Raw genomic sequence first — 18,896 nt, 5'->3', positions numbered from 1 at the left:
TTTTTTCAAGTTGGGATATCAGGTATGGCTGGCAGGCAGCCAGTAGTTAAAGGTGCTGCCTTTCCCAAGTAAGCTTTCGGCCCAGACATAACCGCCGTGGGCTTCTGCCATCTCTTTTACAATAGCCAGACCAAGCCCGCTGCCGCCTTCGCTTCGGGCTCTGGACGTATTTACCCGGTAAAAGCGGTCAAAAATATGGGGTAAGTCTGCCGGCGGTATCCCCTCTCCGTTGTCAGTTATGGATACCATAATCCCGGGTTTATCCCGGTAAAGCATGTTTTTCAGGCTGAGGCTGATTTGCCCGCCGGCAGGTGTGTGCCGCAGGGCATTACTGAGCAGGTTGGCTGTTATCTGGTTTAAGCGGGTGGCATCACCCGTAACGGTAGATAGATTAGCGGGAATATCGCTGAATAGGGCAATAGATTTGTCTTTGGCCAGTATAGATGCCTGTTTGGCCTGACGGCGGATAATGTCTGCGATATCCACCTGGGTCATTTCCAGCTTGAGTTTGCCGGATTCAGCCAGAGATATATCCCGGAGGTCCTTTATAAGGCGGGTAAGGGTGGCGGATTCTTCTTTGATAGTGGTAAGGTGCTGGGCATCAGCCTCAAATACCCCGTCCAGTATTCCGTCCACTGTCCCCTCAATAACTGTAAGCGGGGTACGAAGTTCATGGGCAATATCAGCCAGTAGTCTCTGGCGTGACTGTTCGTTGGTTTCCAGGCTTTGGGCCATGTGGTTGAAGCTTTCAGCCAGTTCGCCCAGTTCGTCACGGGAGTCTACTTTTACCCGCTGGGAAAGCTCTCCCCCGGCAATCTGTCTGGCACTCCGGCTGAGGGCTTTAAGCGGACGGATAATCTGGCTGGCCAGCAGCAGCCCCAGACCCAGGGCCGCCAGACCGGCTAAGCCCCCGGACAGCCAGATAGACCTGTTCATTTCATCCAGCAGTTGCTGCTGGGATTCGCTGATTATGCCAGCGGCGGCATTACCGCTATTGTTCTGCCCGCTCTGCATTCCTTTACCGTAACCGCTGCCGGAGCCGCTGCCCTGGCTGCCAATCCAGTATAGATAGCCTGCATCTGTACCCGAAATGCTTATCAAAGTACCGTTTGACAGGCTGTATTCGTCTGCCTGGTAGCCTATCCATTTGTTTTGGGTGTCAGCTACTATCAGCCCGCTGGCATCGCTTAATACTAAACGCCCGCCGTTACTGCCCAGCAGCTGGATAAGCACACCATTTACGTTATCCCAGCCTTGATATTGGGCATAATATGTGCCCAGTGCACTTTCCACGCTGGTTATAAATTCGGTATTCCCCCGGATAATATACTGGCGGAACTGGCTGGCGGTCAGCTGGTTGGCGGCAAACGAAGTAAGACCCACCGACAGCAAAACAGTCAGCAGCAGGGCACCGAAAATTTTATAGCTTAAGCGGGACACGCTCTTTTATCCTTTGTCTTTCATTTTGTAACCTACCCCGTGTACGGTCAGGATATAGGCCGGGGATTCGGGGTCGGGCTCTATTTTTTTACGCAGATTTTTAATGTGGCTGTCTATAGTGCGTTCATAGCCTTCGTAAGCCTCACCCAATTTGTCCAGTATTTGCATACGGGAGAAAACCCGCCCCGGGCTTGCGGCCAGATTTGCCAGTATATCAAATTCGGTAGCGGTCAGGTCTATATTCTCCCCGTCCATTTTTACCAAACGCCGTTCTGTATCTATTTCCAGGCGGTCAATAACCAGTACCGGCTCGGAAGCAGGGGTGTGTTCAGACCGCCTCAGCTGGACTTTGGCGCGGGCTACCAGTTCTTTAGCCTCAAAGGGTTTGGTCATATAGTCATCCGCCCCTATTTCCAGCCCTATCAGCTTGTCGGTAAGTTCATCCCGGGCGGTAAGCATGATTATAGGCACGCGGCTTTCCTTGCGGATTTCACGGCAGACATCCCAGCCGGATATTTCGGGCAGCATCAGGTCAAGTATTATCAGGTCGGGGTTCTCTTCACGGAATTTTGCCAGGGCCTCTTTGCCATTATAAGTAACGCTCACCTTAAAGCCTTCGCGTTCAAGATAGGCTTTAAGGATTTCAGCTATTTTCTTCTCATCATCGGCTATCAGTATTTTCTTCGACATATTCTTCTCATATTATAATGTAAACTGCCAAACGGCAAGGGGCAGGCTTTTAGGGCCTGCCCCCATCTTTACCGGCATAATATTGCACAGCCCCCGGCAGACTTATCTGCCGCCTCTTTGTCCGGCACCGCTACCAATCCCGGTTCCGTCACAGATGCCGTTGCTGCTTCCGGCGCTAATCCCGGTTCCATCACCGGCACCGCTTATAGGGCCGCTGCCGTCACAGGCGCCGTTGCCCAAGCCTGCACCGCTGCCGATACCGGTTCCGTCACAGACACCATTTCCGGCACCGCCAGTCTGGTTGACCATGCGGAGAACATTCTGTTCCATTATCTGCAGGCGGTAAGCAGCCTGCTCCTGGGTGATTTGACCCGTATTTACCATAGCCTGCACTGAGGCCCTGTGCTGTTCCATCAGGGCATTTACCAGCGCATCGGTAGTGATGCCCTGTCCGGCGGCGATTTCCGCCAGGGTTTTACCGCTTTGGTGTTCCGCCTGTAGCTCTGCCTGGGTCATGTTTAGCAGACTAAGCACTGTTCCGTTACAATCACCGGCAAAGCTGCGGTTCTGACCGGCAGCTGAAACAGTGGAAAACAGGAACAGGGCGGAGAGGGCAGCTACTACCCCCACAATGATTAAGACTTTTAGACCTTTTTTCATTTCTCTAACCTCCTTGAGTTGTTATGTATTAACTATACAGGCCAGGTGTGGAGATATTATGGAGGAGGTATGTAAATGGTATGTCAAAATTGATTTAAAAATATCAGCGGTAGTGGCCGTAACGGTTGACCAGTATGACCCCCGCCAGTGCCAAAAGACCGCCCAGCAGGCTGATTGGGGCAGGTATTTCCCCCAGCCACAAAAAGGCTATACCTATGGCAAAAACAGGGTTCAGGTATAAAAAGCTGATTACCTGTGAGATGCGGGCTTTGGACAGGGCGTAGCTGTATAAAAGGTAAGATATGGCGGTAGGGAATATACCCAGATAAACTACCGCCAAGGTAGATGAGGCAGGGGCTGCGGATATTTCCTTTAAAAGACCGGGTGCGCCTACCATAAGCAGCAGGGTTCCCGCCCAGATGGCATAGGTGGAAAACTCAAACCCGCTGTATTTTTTGAGCAGGGGTCTTTGAAATACTATGTAAATGCTGGTAAAGAGGGCAGCCAGCAGTACCCAGAAGGCGTGGGGTTCAAAGCTGAGGGTTTGGCCTTCGCCCAGAGTGATTACTGCAATTCCCCCGAAGCTGAGGAGTATGCCCAGCCAGCCAGCCGGAGTGAGTTTATCTTTGTAGAAAAATCTGGCCAGCAAAACACTAAATATTGGGGCAGATGCAATAATGAGGCTGGCGGCGCCGGCAGTTACGGTTTTTTCGCCGTAGTTGAGGGCAAAGTGATACAGGCTTATGCCTATCAGCCCCAGCAGAAATATTGCCGGTAAATCCCGTTTGTCCGGCAGGCGCATCCGGGTTATCAGGGCGTATATGACCAAAGCCAGAGATGCCACCAGGAAACGCAGGAGTGCCAGGTGGGACGGACTGTAGTCTGCCAGGCTTACCCGTATGGCGGCAAAGGCTGATGACCAGAATAAAATGGTAAAAATAAGTGCTATTAAGATATGCCTGGGCATGGTTACTTTCCGCTTGGGGGCATATTCAGTTCGGGTTGTTCGGGGCTGGTTTCCTTGAATAAAGAAGCTTTTTTCAGGAGTTCGCGGGCGTTTTCCAGTGATTTTTCGCCTGTCTGGTTGCCTGATAGCATTACCGAAAGTTCGGCAAGGTGTTCTTCATTATCCAGGCGTGCAATCCGGCTGTTTATCCGGCCGTTAAGTTCGGTTTTTGATACATAAAAGTGATGGTCGGCATATGCGGCTATCTGGGGCAGGTGGGAAACGCTTATCAGCTGATGCCCCTGTGAAAGTTTCCAGAGCTTCCGCCCCAGCATGTCTCCGGAGCGTCCGCCCACCCCTATATCAATTTCATCAAATATCATCACCGGTATATCGTCCAGCCGTGAAGCAGCGCTTTTTAAAGCCAGAGTAATGCGTGATATTTCACCGGTAGAGGCTATTTTGTTAAGCGGGCGGAGAGGCTCGCCGGGGTTGGTGCTTACAAAAAACTCCACAATGTCTGTGCCGCTTGAGGTAAAGCCAAGCATCTGCCCGCCAACCGGCAGCCCGTTTTCATCAGACTGGGTTTGAAAATTTACTTTAAATATTACCTGCCCCATGTTAAGGTCCGCCAGTTCGGCCTGTACTGCTTTTTCAAGACTAAGGGCGGCTTCTTTGCGGTGTTTGCTTAATCCTGATGCCATAGCTCCGAGGCGGTTTTTTAATTCGGTGATAGCCCCGCTTAGTTTATCTGTTTTTTCGGCATAGCTGGTTATGCTATCCAGCTCGGCTTTGGTTTTAGCCAGAAAAGCCAGTATCTGGGGGATATCCCGCCCGTATTTCCTTTCCAGACTGTGGATGAGTGCCAGACGGTTTTCAATATCTTCCAGTTCCGCGGGGTTAAAATCAAGCCCCCGGTTATAGTTCTGGACTGAGCGGCAGTTTTCCTCAAGGCTGAAATAAGCGTTTTCCACCTCGTCTGCCGTTTCCTTTAGTGAGGCATCTATTTCGGAAATCTTCCTGAGGGACTGCATAGCCTGGTTTAAATCTGCCAGGGCCCCTCCGCTTTGGCTGCTGCATAGATACTCCAGTGACTGGTGGGTCAGGGTTTTCAGCTTTTCGGCGGAGGCCATGACCTGCCTTTTGGAAAGCAGGTTTTCCTCTTCGCCTTCGGCAAGATTGGCCGCTTCTATTTCATCTGCCTGAAAACGCAGAAACTCCTGCTGGCGGATGGCTTCGCGGTTGGTCTTTTCCAGTTCGGACAGCTGCCTTTGCAGACAGGTAAGCTCACCTGCCAGACGGGCAAACTCGGTGCGTTCACCGGCAGTATGGGCATAACCGTCCAGCATATCCAGATGGAAAGATTTATTAAGCAGGGAAAGGTGTTCACTTTGGCCGTGTATATCAATAAGATAGGGGCAGAGGCGGCTTAAGACCGAGCGGCTTATGGCGCTGCCGTTTAACCTTAGCACACTGCGGCCGGCCAGTTTTGACTCAAGACGGATAATAAGGCTGTCATCTTCCAGTTCCAGCCCGTTTTCGGCCAGCATGGCGGCTATTTTCAGGCGGCTGGCGGGGTTTAAATAAAACACTCCCTCCAGACTGGCTTCGCTGGCCTGATGGCGGATTTGTTCATCACCAATACGCCCCGAAAGCAGGCTTTCCACCGCATCTATGACCAGTGACTTTCCGGCTCCGGTTTCACCCGTAATGACATTAAGACCTTCACCGGGTGACCAGGTGATATCCTCAATAATGCCGAAATTTTTTACCCGAAGCTCAACTAGCATAAAATCGTATCAGCCCAGCTTTTTATATTAAAAACATTATCTGGTTTTGAGGCTGAAAAATCAAGAAAACAGCTTGAGATGTCATAAACCGGCAGGCTTTGGATTGACTATTGCTATCTTAGCAGTTAAACTTTTAAAGGTTTTTGGATTTTTTGCTGAAAAGCAGGTGAAAAAGTGAAATTAATGGTCATAGGCTGTGGCCAGTGCGGCGGGCGTATTGCTGACCAGTTTGCCCTGTTAGGTAAAAACGCCAGACGTCAGCGCGGCATCAGCATAGTTTCAAATGTCCTGGCGGTAAATACCGACATTGCTGACCTGTCCGGTTTGGTGCATATAAAGGCGGATTATAAACACCGTATTCTTATCGGCAGCCGCAAGACCAGCGGGCATGGCGTGGGTAAACTGAATGAGCTGGGAGCCCAGCTGGCGCGTGAAGACGGGGATAAAATACTGGACAGTATCCGCGAAACCCGCCTGCTGCAGGATACCGATGCCTTTTTGCTGATAGCGGGTGCATCCGGCGGTACCGGCTCAGGGGCGATTGCGGTGCTGACCAAGATGATAAAAGAACGGTTTGTGGATAAACCTGTTTACAATATGATTGTTCTGCCCTTTAATTACGAGGAAACTACCGAAGAGCGGACTATTTATAATGTAGGCACCTGTTTAAAGTCTGCCTACGGGGTGGCGGATGCCGTAATACTGGCGGATAATCAGCGTTATGTGCGTGATGCCTCTTCTATAAGTGATAATTTCAGCAAGATAAACTATCGTTTCGTAGAGCCTTTTTACAATATACTCTCCGCCGGTGAGGAAACTAACCCCCGTTATATCGGTTCAAAGGTGCTGGATGCCGGTGATATTATCCAGACCCTGTCCGGCTGGACGGTTATCGGCCACAGCAAAATTGCCAGTTCATTCCTGCCCTTCCGGCTGGATTTCAGAGGCAAACATGCCGAAACCCAAAAGGGGGCTCAGGCTATGGAAGACGCCATTGCCGAGCTTTCTTTGAAATGCCGCCCCGAAGACGCCAGGCGGGCTTTGTATCTGCTGTCGGCTCACCCCAACAAGATGAGTATAGATATTATCAAGGAGCTTTCAGCCACCCTGAGGGATAACGCCAAACATGCCATTATCCGCAGCGGCGATTACCCGCGGGGAGACAATATGGGCGTGACGGTGATTATGTCAGAGATTTCCAGCCCCAAAAAGGTTATGGATTATTTTGACCGCACTATCCGCTTTATTTCCCTGGACAAGCGTCTGTCACAGGGGTTCAATGTAGAAGACGCTTTTGGGAGCATACCCTCCCTGCTGGACTGATAGGGTTTATTCCCTCTTATATTTCTGATAAAAAAGAGCCGTACTTTTAAAAGTACGGCTCTTGGCATACAGGTTTATTTTAAGCCGGAAGTTTAATCGTCATCTTCTGCGTTTTTAGAGCCCGGCTCATTATCACGGCGGGCCTTATTGGCAGCATACATTTTGGCCAGATACTCCAGACGGTTCTGGGTAGCCTCGTTTACTTCTTTGGCCGGGAAGTCTGCCCGGTTATTCTTTTCTTCCGGTTCGGAGTAATAGGGGTTTTCCTCTGATGAAACTTCGGTTTGTTCATCAGTATCATCAGCTATGCCATCGGCTTTTACGGCTTCAGGTGTTACGGCCTGCATCTGGCGGGGAGGGCGGGGTGAGATTGCCGGGCGGGTGGCAGGCGGTTCGTTGGCTACCGCATCCAGCTTTTCGGCTGTCTGCTTGGTAACTGCGGCAATAATCTGTTTTGAGGTATCCACACTGCCGATAAACTCTTTAAATACACCAATCCAGGTTTGGGAGACTTCCTGGGCAGCTTTGCAGCTGGCCTCAATAGCCTTGGTAGAAGCTGCTTTGGCATCATCGGCGGCCTTGCGGGAAGTTTCCTGTATCTGCTTTACGGCCTGAACGGTGTTTTGCTGAACTTCCTCAACCCTGGTTACAGTTTCTTTAAGATGAGCGTTGGAGGAATCTACCAGATTTTTCATCTGGGCATTCATGGCCTCGGCTTTGCGGATTTCCTCTTGAAGCCTGTTTATAAGCGCTGAAACTTCTGCCGAAGAGTTCTGGCTGAGCTGGTTCATTTCGGCTATAGCTTTGGTGGCATTTTTTACATTAGTATCTACATTTTCACGTATCCGGGCACCGTTTTCCTGCATTTTGAGCAGGGCAGATTCGGAAGCCCTTACCGACACATCAGCGGTTTTTTTCAGCATATCTATAGTTTCATCAGACTGGGAAACGGCATCCCGGGAGGCACGTATGCATTCCTCGCTCATCTCCTTGGCGGTGCGGGTGCTGTCTAAAGCAGACTGTTTGGCAGAGCGGGTGGCATCTTCTATCCGAAGCATGGCTTCTTTGGTCTGGCGCACTGCCTCTTCGCAGTTGTCCTTTGCCCAGCGGCTGGTGTCGTCTGCCCGTTTTATGGCTTTTTCAAACAGGTCGGTATATTTGGCTATCATTTCCTCAGAACGGCGGCTGGCCTCTTCGGCTTTTTGAGCATACAGGACGGTATATTTTTCCATACTGTCCTGATACTGTTTGGCAGCGGCATCGGCCTTATCTATAGCAGACTGAGAGTCTTTGGCCGCATTTTCAGCCGCTTTTTTGGCTGCCCTGGCCTGGTCTTCAGCTTGTTTTAAGGCTATACGGGTAACTTTTAAATATTCTTCAGCGGATTCTTTGGCTGATTTGCCGGTTTCATCGGTCATATTCCACCTCATTTAATTTGGTAATTTCGGACAAGTTATTCTACAATTAAAAATCCGCTATAGCAACGCTTTAAAAGGCCGCTCTGAGACGGCAGTCCGTTTGCAAAAATAATAAAGAAAGAACGGGAAAATGACTAAAAAATATTTTTCAGCACCCGGTGCCCAGGGTCCCTATTCACTGGCGGTAAGGGCGGGAGATTATCTGTATATTTCCGGCCAGATAGGCCACACAGATATAGAGGGCAAACCTCTGGCTGGGGTGGAAGCCCAGACCAAACGCTGTCTGGAAAAGATGGCTGAGCTACTTAAAGACGCGGGTGCTTCTTTTGATGATGTGGTAAAGACTACCGTATTTTTAAAGAGCCAGGAAGACTTTGCCAAGATGAACAGCGTTTACACGACTTTTTTCAGTGCGGCCAAACCTGCCCGCTCAACTGTCATTGCCGGTATGGTTTTTCCGGAAATAGTGGTGGAAATAGAGGCAGTTGCCTATCTGCCTGGGGTATAACTCTGCCAATTGGAAAACACAAAGCCGCCTCCAGTTAAGCTGTGAGCGGCTTTTTTATTTAAAAATATTTTAGGATTACAGGTGTTCTATGGGGATAATCTCCCCGCATTTGGGGCACTTTATAGCAGATAGATAGTGTTTCTGGTAAACAGATTTAAAGCCGTTGGTGGCAAAAGCGGAGACAATACTGCCTATATTCTCTCTGGCAATATGGTCAGTTTTAGCCTTAGTCTCATCAAGAGTGCCTTCCATAGTTACGGTTTTTATTTCTTTGGCATTGGGGCTGGTAATCACTATTTCAAATTTTTCAGTTTCCATCGGCCGCTCCTTAAGGATACTCTGGAGATATTTTAACCTATATTTGCCGTATAAGAAAGGTATGTGCCAAATATATTCTTTGGTGGCTGCTGCCCACTGTAAAATAGGGCGTGAGGGGGTGCAAAAAATTTGGCCTAAATTCGGATAAAAGTATTAAGGTATTGATTGTTGACTTAAGGTGTGCTAAAAATGTGTTTAAGCGTGCCCGTTCTTCGAATGAATTTATAGAGGGTAAGCAGACCTGTTTATCTTGACCTGATAAGAGGTAAAGAAATTGGTTGATGCTGAGCTTATAACCAGGGTGTTGGAACAGTTGCCGGAAGGTGTAATCGTGGTAGATGCCGATGGCAAGATTGTTTTTGTGAACAAATCTGCCGAAAAAATCCGGCATATTTCGGCAGAAGACCGGGTGGGCAAGCATATTTTCATGTGCCATCCGCCTAATTCCCAGAAATCAGTTGACCGGGCTCTCCAGTACCTCCAGAAAGAAGACACTAAAACCTTTGTCCGCATGATAACTGACCACGAAAACGGCAAGTATTATGAGAACACCTATAACCCTATCCGGGATGAGAATAATAAATATATAGGTTCAATGGTTATCAGCCGGGATATAACTGACAGCCGCCAACTGGAAATGGCCCGCTCAAATAACTTAAAGGAGATGGAGGAAAAGGTCTCCGAGTTAAAAGAGAAGCTTTCCCAGATGTTTATATCTTTAATTTTCTCCCTTATTAACACCCTGGAAGCCAAAGACCCCTATACCAAAGGCCATTCTATGAGGGTTTGCGGTTTGGCTTCTAAAATGGCTGAATATAAATGGGGTCTTTCTCCCATAAAAGACCAGGTGGAATTAGCCGCCCAGCTGCATGATATAGGCAAAATCGGTATCCGGGAGGAAGTGCTCCACAAAGCTGATAAACTGTCTGTTGACGAGTATAACCACATCAAAACCCATACCATTATTGCCGGAAATATTCTGGCATCGGCTGAAAAGTTTAAACCGATAATAAGCATTATCCGCCATCATCACGAAAGATTTGACGGGCAGGGCTATCCCGACGGTCTTAAGGGCGAGGCTATACCGGAGGGGTCAAGAATACTGGCTATTGCGGATACGTATGATGCTATGACCTCTGACCGCCCATACAGAAAGGCCCTGTCTTGCGAAGAGGCGGCTGAAGAAATTAAGAAGAACCTGGGCAGTCAGTTCTGCCCGGAATTCGGTAACTTGTTTTTAGACCTTTTTTATTCAGGCACAATCTGCTAGTAAAATAGTCTTATAACAAGTTTGGCCTAAATAGGCAGTCAGGGCAAAATAAATCTTGAAAATACCTGACATAACTGATGCCAAGGCGGGCGTTTTTAAAAAAATTCTGAAATACCTGCGGTGTTTTCCGAATAAAAAAGGCTTTTTTGCCTCAGTTTATAGAGAAGATAGAGCTTGACGGGAACATAGCTAATATAAATTATGCAGTATCTGACGAACAAAACGTAGCCTGTTATTGGCGACCCCAGGGGGATTCGAACCCCCGATCTCCACCGTGACAGGGTGGCATGTTAGACCGCTACACCATGGGGCCTAGAAGCGGAAAACAGTTTAGAGTATTTGAAGCAATCTGTCAAATATAATTTGGTGTCCGGGCAGGTTCATTTCGGCCAATATTGTTTGCTTCTTCGCTATATGCTATAATGACCGTCAGATTTTTTAAGGGAATATATTGCCTTTAACTTAGAGAGGAAAACATGGCCGCAAGCGAGCTACTTAAATCCAGAGTTGAAAACCTGCGTGATTACGAATTGGTGGTTATTTTAACCACTGACACCCCCAAAGAAAAGGTTGAGGCCATTCTGGAAGGCATTAGTAAGACCATAGCTGAAAAAGATGGCAGCTTTACCGAAGTGAATCACTGGGGTAAACGTAAGCTGGCTTATCTTATCGGCAGATATGGCGAGGGTTATTACGTGTTTATCAAGATGAAGGCCAAGCCTTCTTCCATACGCAAGATAAACGCTGATTTGCGTATTTCAGAGCAGGTTATCCGCCATATGGCCATTAATATGGACGAAGAGTAATATCTGCTTGATGCTGCCGGGCATTTTGCCAGAGAGGAGACACGAGAGATGGTGAGTTTGAATAAGGTTATGATAATTGGCAATGTTGGCGGTGAACCGGAGATGCGGTATACCCCCAGCGGGCATCCCGTTACCTCCTTTAAAGTTGCTACCAATTGGGTTTATAATACCCCTGAAGGTGAGCGCAAGCAGGAAACCGAATGGTTTACGGTGGTTGCTTGGAACAAGCTTGCCGAGCAGTGCAACCAGTTTCTTTCCAAGGGGCGGCTGGTGTATGTGGAGGGGCGGCTTCGCACCCGCAGCTGGGAAGGACAGGATAGCGTCAAGCATTACCGTACTGAGGTAATTGCTTCACGGGTTACCTTCCTTGAGAAAGCCAGTGCAGGCAGCGGTATGGATGCCCGTGATGATGACAATGGCGGCGGTGAATTAGAACCGGAAGACATTCCGTTTTAGTGAATATTAAATCTCTTGATAGGAGTTTGCTTGAGTGAGTATCCAGGAAAGACCTAACAGACCAGCCAGGGGTGGGCGCGGCCGCTATACCCCCAAGCGCAAGATATGTTCTTTCTGCGCTGAAAAGGTTAGCCGTATTGATTACAAGGATTCGGCTAAACTGGCCAGATACATATCTGACCGCGGCAAAATTGAACCCCGCCGCCGCACCGGTACCTGTGCCCGGCACCAGAGGGCTTTGGCTAATGCCATTAAACGGGCTCGTTTTATTGCCCTGATGCCCTTTGTGTCCGAACATGTACGCCGCCAGGGTAATGTGGCTACTTTTTCGCCTATGCGTGAGCTAAGGCCTGAACCCAAAGTGGCTGAACCTAAGGTTGAGGCCAAGGCTGAAGCTGCGGTACCTGAAGTAAAGGCTGAGGTTGCTCCTGCAGCCGAAACTTCCGAATCTGCAGAATCTGCCTAAAATAATAAACTATTTCTTGCCATTTAAGGAGTTAATGTGCCTAAGAGGACATATCAACCGAAACGTATCCCCCGCATGAGGGTTCATGGGTTCCTGTCAAGGATGAGCACCCGCGGAGGACGCGGCGTACTCAGCGCCCGCCGGGCTAAGGGGCGCAAGAAACTGATTGTAGTCTAGAGTGTGATTGGCATACTCCGGGTTGATTATATATCCGGAGTATGGTTACACTATTTACAATGAAACACTCAAACAGGCTTACCAGACGGGAGGAATATTCCCGGGTGCTTGCCAGCGGCGGTACTTATATAGGGCAGCTGGCTGTGATGAAAGCTGTGCCTAACAGCCTTGAATTGAGCCGGGTGGGCTTCATTGTAAGCAAAAAAGTAGGCGGGGCTGTAGAGCGTAACCGGGCTAAACGGATACTGCGGGAGAGCCTGCGGACTACCGGCCTCAAACAGGGCTGGGACATAGTATTTATAGCTAGGGCAAAAGCGGCTACAGTGAAATGTGCCGAAATGGAGAGGGTAGTTAAGCACTTGCTGGGCAAGGCGCAGATACTATCAAAAGCAAATGAAAAAACTAGCTCTAAAACTGATTAGATTATACCAGAATACCTACTCTAAAACTGCACCTCCCTCATGCAGGTTTATTCCCACTTGCTCCCAGTATACTTACGAAGCTATTGAAAGATTTGGAATATTTAAGGGAATTTGGTTGGGTGTGAAACGGCTTAGCCGCTGCCACCCCTTGAACAAGGGTGGCTACGACCCAGTGCCAGAATAGGACGGAAAATTGTTCAAAACCAATCGCATACCCAAAAAAGTTATTTTGCTGTTTAGCCTTATCGGCATTCTAGTTGTTTTAAGCGGCTGTATAGGTTCCGGACAGAAACCTTTAGGCTGGTCAGGCATACTTATCTCTGATAATGATGCCATTTTTGGTTCTATGACTGGCAAACTTATAGCTCTTAACAAGGATGCCAGCACTCCCCGGTATCAAATATCACTTGAGACCACTACCAATGGCGGCGGCTGTGCCGGTGCTGTTACTACTGTAGGTATATACGGTACACCGGTAGTCTCTGACGGGGTTATTTACGTTTCAACCTACGGCGGCAAAGTTTATGCCTACAATCAGGCTGACGGCAGTCTGAAATGGGTTTACCCCGGAACCGGGTCAGTATCTGCCATTGTCAGCGGTATTGCTCCTAACGGAGATAAAATCTTTTTTGCGGATACTAACGGGGTTGTTTACGCCCTGAGCAAGGCAGACGGTCAAAAGGTTTGGGAATATCAGACCGGTGCCAAGATTTGGGCTTCACCGGCTGTTGCCGGAGATCTGGTAATAGTCCCCGGGTTTGACAAGAAAGTATATGCCCTGGATATCAACACCGGCAGCCCTGTTTGGACTTTTGAAACCCAAAGCCCCTTTGCCAGCGCCCCGGTAGTTGATAACGGCGTTGTTTATGTGGGCTGTTTTGACCGCAATCTGTACGCCCTGGATTTGGAAGATGGCAGCCAGAAATGGGTCTTTGAATCACCCAACTGGTTCTGGGCGACCCCGGTTGTGGCTGACGGCAAAGTTTTTGCCCCCAATCTGGACGGCAACACCTATGTACTTGATGCTTTGACTGGTTCTCAGATTAAAGTAATTGATATGACTGACGAGGTGGCTTCTTCCCCGGCCCTGCTGGGTGACAATGTGATTGTAGCCACTAAGACCGGCAAGATTTTTTCCATAAATGTATCTTCAATGGAAATGAAGGCTGTTACCGACCTTGCCTTGAAAGTGATTGCACCGGTTACGGTGTCAGGTGAAGTTGTATACATACATACCCAGGAAGATGAAACTGTCTATGCTATAAATCCGGAGAGCCGGACTATAATCTGGACTTTTGTAGTAAGTTAGCGAGGTAGTCGTTGGATATTGGTGCTATTTGGGATTTAGTAATACTTTCGCCGATGATAAACGGCATGGTCTGGCTTTCCCACAATCTATGGGGGAGCTTCGGGCTGACAGTTATTGTTCTGACTGTGGTTATAAGGCTGGCACTCTGGCCGCTTAACCGCAAACAGCTTACTGCCACCAAGAAGATGCAGGAAATTACCGTCCACATGGAGGCTTTGAAGAAAAAGCACGGTAATGACCGCCAGAAACTGGCTGAAGAGCAAATGAAGCTCTACAAAGAGTCCGGGGTTTCACCTACCGGCTGTCTGGTTCCCATGCTTATCCAGTTTCCCATCTGGATAGCCTTGTACCAGGCAATAGTGCGGGTACTGGCTGTTACGCCGGAAGATTTCATGAATCTGGCTGATCATCTTTATTCATGGCCGGTAGTTTACCAAACCCTGCCGCTCAGCAATCATTTCCTCTGGATGGACCTTTCCCTTCCGGACTTTGCCTTAGCTGTGCTGGTAGGTGTCAGCATGTATGTCCAGCAGAAAATGTCTACTCCCAAAGCTATTAACCAGCAGCAGGCGGCTCAGGGGCAGATGATGAGTTTCATGATGCCGTTCATGTTCTTCTTCTTCTCGCTCTCTTTCCCCAGCGGTCTGGCTTTCTACTGGTTCGTTTCCGCCATAGTGGGTATCATAATGCAGTATTTCATTACCGGCTGGGGGCAGCTTGAGCCTATGGCCGAAAAGGTAATCTCTTATTTCCGGGGCGGCCGCCAGGTGCGGACAGGAAATACATATAAAACTGAAAAAAGAACTGCAACTCCGTCTGGTCAGTTGATTGATTCTTCGGCCAAAGGTAAGCAGATGGAAGGTAGTATAGATGAAAAAGGTCGAGACGAGCGCCAAGACGGTGGAGGAAGCAATAAAGCTGGGTCTAAATCAGCTAAACGTAAGCCGAGACGAGGTTGAGGTAGAGGTTCTGTCTGAAGGCCGGCATGGTTTGCTGGGCTTGCGGGGCGAAGATGCCAGGGTATGCCTGCATCTTCTTGAAAATGAATATGATGACGATATTGCGCCGGGCAACCAGATGGATGCCGGTGACCTGGCTCAGAGTATCCTTGAAACTCTGCTGGACAAGATGGATATTGAGGCCTATGTAGATATCCTGCCGGAAAAAATGGTTACCGATGAAGAATCCCAGCCGAGTACTGTTTTAAACATTGTGGGCGAAGACCTGGGTATACTTATCGGGCGCAAGGGGCAAACCCTGATAAGCTTGCAGCAGATAATCAGGCTGATGCTGTCTCACCAGCTGGGCAGGTTTGAACCGGTGGTGGTTGACGTAAACGGTTACCGGCAGCGGCGTCTTAGCTCTCTTCAGTCTCTGGCCTGGAGGACTGCCGAACAGGTAAAACTTAGGCATATGCCTTTTTCACTGGAACCCATGCCGGCCTATGAGAGGCGGATTATCCACCTGGCGCTGGCTGGTGATGATGAAGTAACTACCCAGAGCGTTGGTTTTGGTGAATCAAGAAAAGTTGTGGTAGTCTTAAAAGAATAGTACAATAAACCTTACAAAAGGCCTTGACGGAGAAGAGTAGGTTATCTGCGGTGCAGCAGCGAGTCTGGTACGGTGAAAGCAGACCTTCCCGCGGTTATCCCGAAAATCACTCCTGAGCCGCCAGCCAAAAAGCCTTTCGGCCAAGTAGACCTGGCCGGGTTCGCCACCCGTTATAATGGGCGGGGCATGTTAGTGCCCTTATGAGAGCCTCTGCTTTAGGGCAGGGGAAGCGGGGTGGTACCGCGGGCTTATTTGTCCCGTCCCTGATAAGGACGGGATTTTCTTTTTTAAGAGGTGATGAATGTTTAAGGCTGTGAATCCCAGACAAAACTTCCCCCAGATGGAAGAAGATATCCTGAAACTTTGGCAGGACAAGGGCGTATTCAAAAAGAGCATTGAAAACCGCCGTGACGGCAAGCGTTTTACCCTGTACGAAGGGCCGCCCACTGCCAACGGCCGTCCCGGTATTCATCATGTTCTTTCACGGGTTTTTAAGGACGTAATACCCCGTTACAAGGTTATGAAGGGTTATTATGCCCCCAGGATTGGCGGCTGGGATACCCATGGCCTGCCGGTTGAGCTTGAGGTGGAAAAAGAGCTGGGCTTTACCAGCAAAAATGATATTGAAAAGTACGGCATTGCTGAGTTCAATGCCCGTTGCCGTTCCAGCGTTTTTAAATATGTGTCCGAGTGGAACAAGCTGACCGAACGGATTGCCTACTGGGTGGATTTGGACAATGCCTATATAACTATGGATAACAACTATATAGAGAGCGGCTGGTGGGCGCTCAAACAGATGTGGGACAAGGGATTAGTGTATCAGGGGCATAGGGTTACCCCCCATTGCCCGCGCTGCGGCACTTCGCTAAGCTCTCATGAGGTGGCGCAGGGATATAAGGATAATACCGAAGACCCTTCCGTATTTATAAAGTTTGAAATAGCCAAAGAAAGTCTGGCTAAGGCAGGTTTGGCAAAGAAATGGGCTTACCCGGCTGACAAGCCGCTTTACCTGCTGGCCTGGACTACTACCCCCTGGACTTTACCCGCCAATACCGCACTGGCGGTATCCGCTGCGGACCAGTATGCCATACTGGATATGACGGATTACTATATGGTACTGGCCAAACCCCGTCTGTCAGCCCTTAAACTGGCGGAAAACCCCGTAGCGGGGGAGTGCCTAGGCAGTGACCTTAGCGGGCTTTTTTATAAGCCGCTGTTTGACCCGCGGGAATTCGGTATTCCTGTGAGAAATATGCAGGATAACTCTGAGACAGGTATTTCTGAAGAACTGCTTTATCCGGTAATCACCACCAGCTATGTATCTATGGATGACGGTACGGGTATAGTCCATACCGCCCCGGCTTACGGCGAACTGGACTATGAATCCGGGGTGAAGTACGGGCTGAAATTTGTCCACCATGTGGATTTGCAGGGCAGGATAACCGGCAGTTACCCGTTTGCCGGCAAATTCGTTAAAGAAGCTGACAAGGATATCTCCCGCAACCTTAAAGAGCGGGGGCTGATGTTCCGTAATGAACGTATGCACCATACCTATCCGTTCTGCTGGCGGTGTGATTCCCCGCTTATTTATTACGCCAAGCAAAGCTGGTATATACGGACTACCGCGGTCAGAGACGAGCTGATAAAGGGTAACCAGCAGATAAACTGGTATCCCGAACATATAAAAGATGGCCGTTTTGGAGACTGGCTGGAAAATAATATTGACTGGGCTTTTTCCCGCGAGCGTTACTGGGGAACGCCTGTACCCATCTGGCGGTGTGAAAAATGCGGCCGGACGGAGTGTGTCGGTGGGATTGACGAACTCAAAGCCAAGCCGAATTTTAAAGGCATGCAGGAAAAACTGGATATCCACCGCCCATATGTAGACGAGTGGACTTATGACTGTGATAAATGCGGCGGGAATATGAAACGGGTTACCGAGGTTATGGACTGCTGGTATGACTCCGGGGCTATGCCGGTTGCCCAGTACCATTACCCCTTTGAGCCCGAAAGCAGGTCTATTGCCAAAGACGGGCGTTTCCCTGCTGACTATATCTGTGAGGCTGTAGACCAAACACGCGGCTGGTTTTACAGTTTGCATGCTATTTCTACCCTGATATTCAACCGCCCCTGTTATCAGAATGTAATCTGTCTGGGGCATATACTGGATGAGCGCGGCGAAAAAATGAGCAAGTCCAGAAATAATGTTATTCAGCCGGCTACGGTGCTGGATAAATACGGGGCAGACGCTGTCCGCTGGTATTTCTATACTGCGGCCCCTCCCGGAAATGCCAGACGCTTTTCCGAAAAACTGGTGGGTGAGGTAACCCGCCAGTTCCTGCTGATGCTCTGGAACGTATATTCATTTTTCGTTACCTACGCCAATATAGATAGCTTTACCCCTTCGGAAAAGTATCTGGAAGGCGAAGTGCCCGAACTGGATAGATGGATTTTATCCGAGCTTAACCAGCTGGTGCTGGATGTGGATAAGGGGCTGGATAATTATGACCCAACTCAGGCCGGACGGCGGATTGAAGATTTTGTGGGATACCTTTCCAACTGGTATGTCCGCCGCAGCCGCCGCCGTTTCTGGAAGAGCGAAAATGATGCTGACAAACTTTCAGCCTATCAGGCTTTGTATACCTGTCTGGTTACTCTTTCCAGACTGCTGGCTCCCTTTACCCCGTTTGTAGCCGAAGAACTCTACCAGAACCTGGTGCTTTCGGCAGACCCGTCTGCTTTGGAAAGTGTCCACCTGGCGGATTTTCCGGTGGCGGACACAGCGCTTATAGACGAACAGCTGGATAACGAAATACGGCTGGTGATGAAGGTTTCCAGTATGGGACGTTCTGCCAGAAGCAAAGCGGCTCTCAAAGTCCGCCAGCCTCTGGCTGAGGTGCGGGTGGTACTGGCTTCCGCTAGTGAAAGAACAGGACTTATGCGTCTGGCCGAGCAGGTGCTGGAAGAGCTGAATGTAAAGGCTTTGGCAGTGGAAGAGCCGGGCACAGTTATACCGGAGAAAAACTATGCCGCCAGTACCGAGGGGGCTTATACAGTAGCCGTTTATACCGGGCTTTCACCCGAACTGCTGGCTGAAGGCACTGCCCGTGAGATTGTCCACCGTTTGCAGACCATGCGGAAATCTGCCGGATTTGAGATTGCAGATTATATAAATACCCATTATCAGGCTGATGAATATCTGGATAGTGTTATCCGGATGCATAGCGAATATATAAAGAAAGAAACACTCTCCAACCAGCTTATAAAGGGAAACGCCCCCGAAGGGGCGTATGCTGAAAATCTGGATATTGACGGCCACTCCCTGAGCCTGTGGGTGGCACGCTAA

Annotated in this window: 20 protein-coding genes and 1 tRNA gene; 13 read left to right on the top strand and 8 right to left on the bottom strand. The window is 49.3% G+C overall.

Annotated elements, in window-relative coordinates; translation table 11 throughout:
- Positions 1-18: 18 nt before the first annotated feature.
- The 5 genes from ACE6F3_RS07525 to recN all read right to left on the bottom strand — a co-directional run bounded on the left by ACE6F3_RS07525 (position 19) and on the right by recN (position 5,526).
- Entirely contained in the window at positions 19-1,440 is a 1,422-nt protein-coding gene (locus tag ACE6F3_RS07525; protein ID WP_279115512.1) for an ATP-binding protein, read from the bottom strand.
- Positions 1,441-1,446: 6 nt separating this feature from the next.
- The gene (locus ACE6F3_RS07520; protein WP_041342452.1) at positions 1,447-2,130 is read right to left on the bottom strand and encodes a response regulator transcription factor; all 684 of its coding nucleotides are present in this window, start codon (positions 2,128-2,130) and stop codon (positions 1,447-1,449) included.
- A 102-nt stretch (positions 2,131-2,232) separates the two neighbouring features.
- Positions 2,233-2,790 carry a hypothetical protein gene (locus ACE6F3_RS07515; RefSeq protein ID WP_279115514.1) on the bottom strand — a complete coding sequence of 186 codons (558 nt, stop codon included), beginning with the start codon at positions 2,788-2,790 and terminating at the stop codon, positions 2,233-2,235.
- Positions 2,791-2,893: 103 nt separating this feature from the next.
- Positions 2,894-3,757, bottom strand: a complete 864-nt coding sequence (locus tag ACE6F3_RS07510; RefSeq protein WP_279115515.1) for a DMT family transporter — start codon at positions 3,755-3,757, stop codon at positions 2,894-2,896.
- A gap of 2 nt (positions 3,758-3,759) precedes the next feature.
- Positions 3,760-5,526, bottom strand: a complete 1,767-nt coding sequence (recN, locus tag ACE6F3_RS07505; RefSeq protein ID WP_279115517.1) for a DNA repair protein RecN — start codon at positions 5,524-5,526, stop codon at positions 3,760-3,762.
- Between the two features lie 183 nt (positions 5,527-5,709).
- On the opposite strand from recN, the gene ACE6F3_RS07500 reads away from it, so the two are divergent.
- Complete coding sequence (locus tag ACE6F3_RS07500; protein WP_010936748.1) at positions 5,710-6,849, top strand: tubulin/FtsZ family protein; 1,140 nt, start codon at positions 5,710-5,712, stop codon at positions 6,847-6,849.
- Positions 6,850-6,941: 92 nt separating this feature from the next.
- Here the strand turns inward: ACE6F3_RS07500 and ACE6F3_RS07495 are convergent, their stop codons facing one another.
- Positions 6,942-8,267 (bottom strand): ATPase, encoded by a 1,326-nt coding sequence (locus ACE6F3_RS07495; RefSeq protein WP_279115518.1) that lies wholly within the window; start codon positions 8,265-8,267, stop codon positions 6,942-6,944.
- A gap of 130 nt (positions 8,268-8,397) precedes the next feature.
- Here ACE6F3_RS07495 and ACE6F3_RS07490 point away from each other — a divergent pair, with 130 nt between their 5' ends.
- Complete coding sequence (locus tag ACE6F3_RS07490) at positions 8,398-8,775, top strand: RidA family protein (protein WP_279115519.1); 378 nt, start codon at positions 8,398-8,400, stop codon at positions 8,773-8,775.
- A 75-nt stretch (positions 8,776-8,850) separates the two neighbouring features.
- On the opposite strand, the gene ACE6F3_RS07485 is transcribed toward ACE6F3_RS07490, so the two are convergent.
- On the bottom strand, positions 8,851-9,093 hold the full coding sequence (locus tag ACE6F3_RS07485) for a hypothetical protein (protein WP_279115520.1): 243 nt from the start codon (positions 9,091-9,093) through the stop codon (positions 8,851-8,853).
- Positions 9,094-9,367: 274 nt separating this feature from the next.
- Between ACE6F3_RS07485 and ACE6F3_RS07480 the strand changes: the two genes are divergently transcribed.
- Positions 9,368-10,363 carry an HD domain-containing phosphohydrolase gene (locus ACE6F3_RS07480; RefSeq protein WP_233417623.1) on the top strand — a complete coding sequence of 332 codons (996 nt, stop codon included), beginning with the start codon at positions 9,368-9,370 and terminating at the stop codon, positions 10,361-10,363.
- 236 nt (positions 10,364-10,599) lie between these two features.
- On the opposite strand, the gene ACE6F3_RS07475 is transcribed toward ACE6F3_RS07480, so the two are convergent.
- A tRNA-Asp gene (locus ACE6F3_RS07475) sits at positions 10,600-10,676 on the bottom strand.
- 163 nt (positions 10,677-10,839) lie between these two features.
- Here ACE6F3_RS07475 and rpsF point away from each other — a divergent pair.
- The 10 genes from rpsF to ileS all read left to right on the top strand — a co-directional run bounded on the left by rpsF (position 10,840) and on the right by ileS (position 18,896).
- Positions 10,840-11,169 carry a 30S ribosomal protein S6 gene (gene rpsF / locus ACE6F3_RS07470; protein ID WP_010936741.1) on the top strand — a complete coding sequence of 110 codons (330 nt, stop codon included), beginning with the start codon at positions 10,840-10,842 and terminating at the stop codon, positions 11,167-11,169.
- Between the two features lie 48 nt (positions 11,170-11,217).
- Positions 11,218-11,625 carry a single-stranded DNA-binding protein gene (locus ACE6F3_RS07465; RefSeq protein ID WP_010936740.1) on the top strand — a complete coding sequence of 136 codons (408 nt, stop codon included), beginning with the start codon at positions 11,218-11,220 and terminating at the stop codon, positions 11,623-11,625.
- Between the two features lie 34 nt (positions 11,626-11,659).
- Complete coding sequence (rpsR, locus tag ACE6F3_RS07460) at positions 11,660-12,091, top strand: 30S ribosomal protein S18 (protein ID WP_324664321.1); 432 nt, start codon at positions 11,660-11,662, stop codon at positions 12,089-12,091.
- 36 nt (positions 12,092-12,127) lie between these two features.
- The gene (gene rpmH, locus ACE6F3_RS07455; protein ID WP_010936738.1) at positions 12,128-12,268 is read left to right on the top strand and encodes a 50S ribosomal protein L34; all 141 of its coding nucleotides are present in this window, start codon (positions 12,128-12,130) and stop codon (positions 12,266-12,268) included.
- 59 nt (positions 12,269-12,327) lie between these two features.
- Complete coding sequence (rnpA, locus tag ACE6F3_RS07450; RefSeq protein ID WP_172842998.1) at positions 12,328-12,690, top strand: ribonuclease P protein component; 363 nt, start codon at positions 12,328-12,330, stop codon at positions 12,688-12,690.
- Positions 12,662-12,874, top strand: a complete 213-nt coding sequence (gene yidD / locus ACE6F3_RS07445) for a membrane protein insertion efficiency factor YidD (protein ID WP_077975371.1) — start codon at positions 12,662-12,664, stop codon at positions 12,872-12,874. Before rnpA ends, yidD begins: the two co-directional genes overlap by 29 nt.
- Positions 12,875-12,883: 9 nt before the next feature.
- Positions 12,884-13,999 carry a PQQ-binding-like beta-propeller repeat protein gene (locus ACE6F3_RS07440; RefSeq protein ID WP_010936736.1) on the top strand — a complete coding sequence of 372 codons (1,116 nt, stop codon included), beginning with the start codon at positions 12,884-12,886 and terminating at the stop codon, positions 13,997-13,999.
- Between the two features lie 11 nt (positions 14,000-14,010).
- Positions 14,011-14,958: a YidC/Oxa1 family membrane protein insertase gene (locus ACE6F3_RS07435; protein WP_041223374.1), complete on the top strand. Its 948-nt coding sequence runs from the start codon at positions 14,011-14,013 to the stop codon at positions 14,956-14,958.
- Positions 14,870-15,550 carry an RNA-binding cell elongation regulator Jag/EloR gene (jag, locus tag ACE6F3_RS07430; RefSeq protein ID WP_010936734.1) on the top strand — a complete coding sequence of 227 codons (681 nt, stop codon included), beginning with the start codon at positions 14,870-14,872 and terminating at the stop codon, positions 15,548-15,550. Before ACE6F3_RS07435 ends, jag begins: the two co-directional genes overlap by 89 nt.
- A 301-nt stretch (positions 15,551-15,851) precedes the next feature.
- Positions 15,852-18,896: an isoleucine--tRNA ligase gene (ileS, locus tag ACE6F3_RS07425; protein ID WP_279115522.1), complete on the top strand. Its 3,045-nt coding sequence runs from the start codon at positions 15,852-15,854 to the stop codon at positions 18,894-18,896.

Source organism: Dehalococcoides sp. THU4 (genome assembly GCF_043231265.1).
GTDB lineage: Bacteria > Chloroflexota > Dehalococcoidia > Dehalococcoidales > Dehalococcoidaceae > Dehalococcoides > Dehalococcoides mccartyi.
This window is presented reverse-complemented; position numbering and strand designations above follow the sequence as displayed.